Below are 4,601 nucleotides of genomic sequence, written 5' to 3'. Positions count from 1 at the left end.
CGATGCAGCGCAACGCAGCCATGTCACAGCCGAAGTTGCGCAAGGAGTTGGGCGTCTAGCCCAACGATGCAGCGCAACGCAGCCATGTCACAGCCGAAGTTGCGCAAGGAGTTGGGCGTCTAGCCCAGGCTGACTCCGACGATCGTGCCGACGATGAAGGTGACTGCGGCAGCGCCAACACCTACCGCCAACTGCCGCATCGCCGACTTCAACATGCCGGCGCCGGACAGGTAGCCCACTGCGGAACCGACCGCAATCAGAGCGATGACGGCCAAGCCAATCGCAATCCACAGCGCCAGCATGCCGCCAGCAAACACATACGGGATGACGGGGACGACCGCGCCGACGGCGAACGCCAGGAAGCTCGATCCAGCGACCTTGACAGGCGAGCCAAGCTCATCCGGGTCGAGTCCGAGCTCTTCGCGAGCCAACGTGTCCAGCGCGGTCTTGGGGTCGGACATGATCCGCTCTGCAACCGTGCGAGCGGTATTCGCGTCGAGGCCCTTGGCTCGGTAGAGCAGTTCCAGTTCGCGTTGCTCTTCCAACGGTTTTTCCTTTAGCTCCTGGGCCTCCATGGCGATCTCTCTGGCAAAGAGGTCACGCTGACTGGAGACCGACACAAACTCCCCGGCCGCCATCGAGAATGCACCCGCCAGCAGACCGGCAAGACCCGCGAACAGCACCGTCCCTTGACCCGTACCCGATCCGGCGAAGCCCATCACCAGGGCGGTGTTCGAGACCAAACCGTCGCTGACACCGAAGACCGCCGCGCGCAATGTCCCGGACTTGTCTGTCCGATGCCAGTGCTCAGAGTTGTTGAGCAACTGCCGGACTTCGTCGACCGATTTGGTCGGCTTGCCATCGATCGGCGCACTGGACTGTCCGGTTCGCATGCCCTGCAGGACCTCGGCGTGGACGTGTTCATCGTCGGCCATTCCCGGCAGCGCCTCCGGCTCGGCGTCGTAGGTTCCCTGCGCGTCCCGCTCGGCGGCTTCCAACTCGGGAAGCACCGCCCCGAGCGAGAATTGGCGTGCCCTCGCTACCAGCCGCTGCGAGTCTGGGTCCAGGCTCCCGCTGTCCGGGGGCACCTCGATGCCACGCTCTTCCAGTAGCGACGCCCAGTGTTCGGCGTGCCTGTCCTCGATCTGGGCCAACTCGATCAACGCATCGCGCTGATCGCCCTGCGCCAAGTCCGCCAGCGACCGATACATGTGGCCGGCTTCCCGCTCGGCGGCAAGGTACTTAAGAAACCGTCGATCATCCTTTGCCATGGATCTAGTGTGACCGAACCGCAACCTCAGGTGCACCCCGGCACGCACCATGCGCGGCCCGCCACGGTAGGCGACTTTGCCAGTCGACTGTCGCTGCGGGCGCGACCAACCGAATGCTGGCGCGCACCATCTGCGTGCTAGCGTCGCGTTCACTCGCGCGAGTGGCGGAATTGGCAGACGCGCAGGATTTAGGATCCTGTACCGGAAGGTGTGGGGGTTCAAGTCCCCCCTCGCGCACTTTGTGATGTCGCGTGAATATGCCCCGCGTTTCAGGCCCGGAGAGCACTGGCGGGCCACTGCTGGAGTAGCGGTCATCGGTGATCGGCACACTGAACCTGGCCCGCGGTTACCCTGGCGGAGTGACCACAGTGAGTCGGCTGGGAAAGGCCGGTCTGGCAATTGCGCTGACGCTGTGTGCAACCGGATGCAGCTTGACCCAGGCACACTCAACGGACGTTCCCGTAGCGAGCCTGGGGACGCGGACAGCTTCGGTTTCGGCGTCCACGGCGAGTTCAAACCCGGGTCCGTGCGGGACGGCCCGAAAGGTTCCACGGTGGCAGCACGTCGTCTGGATCGTCCTAGAGAACCACGGCTCTACGACCGCCCTTGACCCAAGAACGGCTCCCTATCTCTCGACACTGGCCAAGTCATGCGCCGTGGCAACAAACGTCCGCGCAACGGCCCACCCATCGCTACCTAACTACCTGGCCATGACCTCCGGCCGAACCCACGGGATCACTGATGACCGCGACCCACGCCATCATCGTCTCGGCGGTTCGAGCATCTTCTCCCAGTTAGGCAAAGGGGGTTGGCGAGTACTCGCAGAATCGATGCCGCGCAACTGCGCCCGCACCGATTCAGGCGCATACGCGGTAAGACACAACCCTGCGACCTACTACACGAACCTAGGCCGCCAATGCACTCGCCAGGATCGACCATTGCGCTCAGCCACAACACTGTCGGCACGCTTCACCATGATCGTGCCCAACCAACGCAACAACGCCCACGACCGCGGAGTTGAATCCGCAGACCAGTGGCTGTCCCACCGGCTTCCCGGCATTCTCGCCAGTCGGCAGTACCGCGCCGGGAGAACAGCGGTTTTCGTGACGTATGACGAGAATGAGGGAACCCGACCCAACCGTGTGACCAGCGTCGTCATCGCGCCCACTGCGGTAGCGGGGACGGTGAGCACACGGAGGCTGACCCATTACTCGCTGTTGCGCGCGACGCAGCGGATGTTCGGGCTGCCCGGGATCGGCAAATCGCGTCGGGCGCCGCTCTATCCGCGAGCGTTCGGGTTGCACGGCTAGCAGATCCACCATTTGAACAAGTCCCTTCACGCCGACCGAGACGTGACTTAGGCTGCCAGAGGGAACATGTCACGTTGGCACCAAAACAATGCGCGGACTCTGGGGGTGGGCGTATGTCGAGCAGGCGCCGACTCAGCAGGCGCGCTGCCAGCGCGGTTGTTATGGGCTGCGCACTCGCAGCGACCTGCGGAGCCAACGCGATGGCTGCCGATCAGCCCCGGCCCGCAGATGCCACGCAGGTGCTAACCCCGGCCGATCCTGCGCTAGAAACCAGCGACGGTTTGACGGTTGCCAACGACGGCGTCTCCTACTGGACCAGCCAGAGTGCCGCTTGGTACGCAAGGAATCCGGGCCAGCCGCCGGCGATCTGGCTACTCGGCCCAGACGGTTCGACCAGCGGTGTCGTCAGGCTCAACGGCGTCGACCTCCGCCAAACCGAGGACCTCGCGACCGGGCCCGGTCCTGACGGTCAGGACTACGTCTACGTCGCCGACACCGGGACCGCGACAGGTGTGGCAGCTTCACAAAAACAAGCAACCAGCGGCCGCCAGGAGTTCTCGATCTACCGATTCCCGGCGCCACCCATCACCGCCGAACCCAGCACGGCGCGCATTTCAGTGACTCCCCAACGCTTGCGGTTCCGATACCCCGACAACAAGAACCACACGGCAAAAGGAGTTCTGGTCGACCCCAAATCCGGCGATGTTCTTCTCATCGAGCGCGCCGCCACGACCACCAACTCGCCCGTGTGGCAGGTCAACGGTGTCTGGGATTCACCAATTCCGACGGTTGCCACGGCAACCAGTGCCATCGTCCCGCTCTCGGTCGCAACCAGTGGAACCGTTGATCCTCAGCGCCGCTTCCTCAGTATTAGAGGGGGAAAGGAGGCGCTGCTCTACCGGGTGCCTGCGGATGGTTCGCTCGTCGACGCGCTGCACGACCAACCGACTCAGCTCGAGCTACCTGCCAGCACGACTGGCGAGGCGATAACCGTAAGCCCGGAGGGTGAGGGTGTTGACCTGGGTGCAAGCGCTTCGCAAAGCCCCGTCGTTCGTGTCCCATTGCCGGATCGTTTCCGCGCATCCCTCGCAACGTCGAATCCAGCCGGCCAGCGAGGCGTTTGGCTCACTGACGTGGCTCTACGGATATCGATCCTCACCCTGATCGGGACAGCGGCATTGGTGGGCGCCTGGTTGATTCTGCGGACGCGAGCCCGCACGGCCGATGAGGTCGTTGACCTACGAGCTAACCAGCGCTCATCCCGGCAGCCAGAGCCCTCAACGCCATCCCACGATGACTGATCGCGTCCTTTTCACTAGCTGACATCTCCGCCGTGGTGACTGAGTAGCCCTCGGGGACGAACACGGGGTCGTAGCCGAACCCGCCTTTCCCGCGTCGCTGCTTCGTCAGCGTGCCGACCACTGAACCCGTGAACGTCTCGGCATCGCCATTGGGTTGCGCGAGTGCAACAACACAGACGAACTGCGCACCCCTGCGCCCGGCTGGCACGTCGGCTAATTGGTCGAGGACGAGGTCAAGGTTGGCCTGGTCATCACCGTGGCTGCCAGCCCACCGAGCGGAGAGCACTCCTGGCATCCCGTTGAGTGCGTCGACACAGAGGCCGGAGTCGTCGGCGATCGCTGGCAAACCGGCGGTCGCGGCGACCGCCCGTGCCTTGAGCAGCGCGTTCTCGGCGAAGGTGGATCCGGTCTCGGCCACATCGGGAATCGCCGGTGGCAAATCATCAATCCCGACGAGGTCAATTGGAGCACCGGCAGCCGTCAGTATTCGCTCGACCTCGGCCACCTTGTGTGGGTTGCGCGTAGCCAGGACGATGCGAGACATCACGCCAACTTGGTGGCTGGTCCGCCGTCAACCAAACTGCCGGGCCTACGAAGCGACTCAGCCAAGGCCGACGCCTGCAACTGGGTCAACTCCGCACAGCCGGCAGCAGCAAGTTCCAGCAACTCATCGAGTAGGGCACGCTCGAACGGCTCGCCCTCGGCGGTGCCTTGGACCT

General features: G+C 64.1%; 4 protein-coding genes and 1 tRNA gene. 3 read left to right on the top strand and 2 right to left on the bottom strand.

All coding sequences use genetic code 11. The features are described from left to right. Positions 1–119: 119 nt before the first annotated feature. Entirely contained in the window at positions 120–1,271 is a 1,152-nt protein-coding gene (locus KAZ48_10840; protein MBP7973286.1) for a VIT1/CCC1 transporter family protein, read from the bottom strand. A gap of 155 nt (positions 1,272–1,426) precedes the next feature. Here KAZ48_10840 and KAZ48_10835 point away from each other — a divergent pair. From KAZ48_10835 to KAZ48_10825, 3 genes are all read left to right on the top strand, one after another. Further along, positions 1,427–1,508: transfer RNA gene (locus KAZ48_10835), tRNA-Leu, on the top strand. A 122-nt stretch (positions 1,509–1,630) separates the two neighbouring features. Continuing rightward, complete coding sequence (locus tag KAZ48_10830) at positions 1,631–2,581, top strand: hypothetical protein (GenBank protein MBP7973285.1); 951 nt, start codon at positions 1,631–1,633, stop codon at positions 2,579–2,581. Between the two features lie 113 nt (positions 2,582–2,694). Then, positions 2,695–3,882 carry a hypothetical protein gene (locus KAZ48_10825; protein ID MBP7973284.1) on the top strand — a complete coding sequence of 396 codons (1,188 nt, stop codon included), beginning with the start codon at positions 2,695–2,697 and terminating at the stop codon, positions 3,880–3,882. Here the strand turns inward: KAZ48_10825 and rdgB are convergent. Beyond that, complete coding sequence (rdgB, locus tag KAZ48_10820; GenBank protein MBP7973283.1) at positions 3,827–4,426, bottom strand: RdgB/HAM1 family non-canonical purine NTP pyrophosphatase; 600 nt, start codon at positions 4,424–4,426, stop codon at positions 3,827–3,829. The genes KAZ48_10825 and rdgB overlap by 56 nt on opposite strands. Positions 4,427–4,601: the final 175 nt, after the last annotated feature.

The organism is Candidatus Nanopelagicales bacterium (genome assembly GCA_018003655.1).
Taxonomy (GTDB): Bacteria; Actinomycetota; Actinomycetes; order S36-B12; family UBA10799; genus JAGNDY01.
The sequence above is the reverse complement of the archived record's forward strand: the minus strand, read 5'-3'. Positions and strand labels throughout refer to the sequence as shown.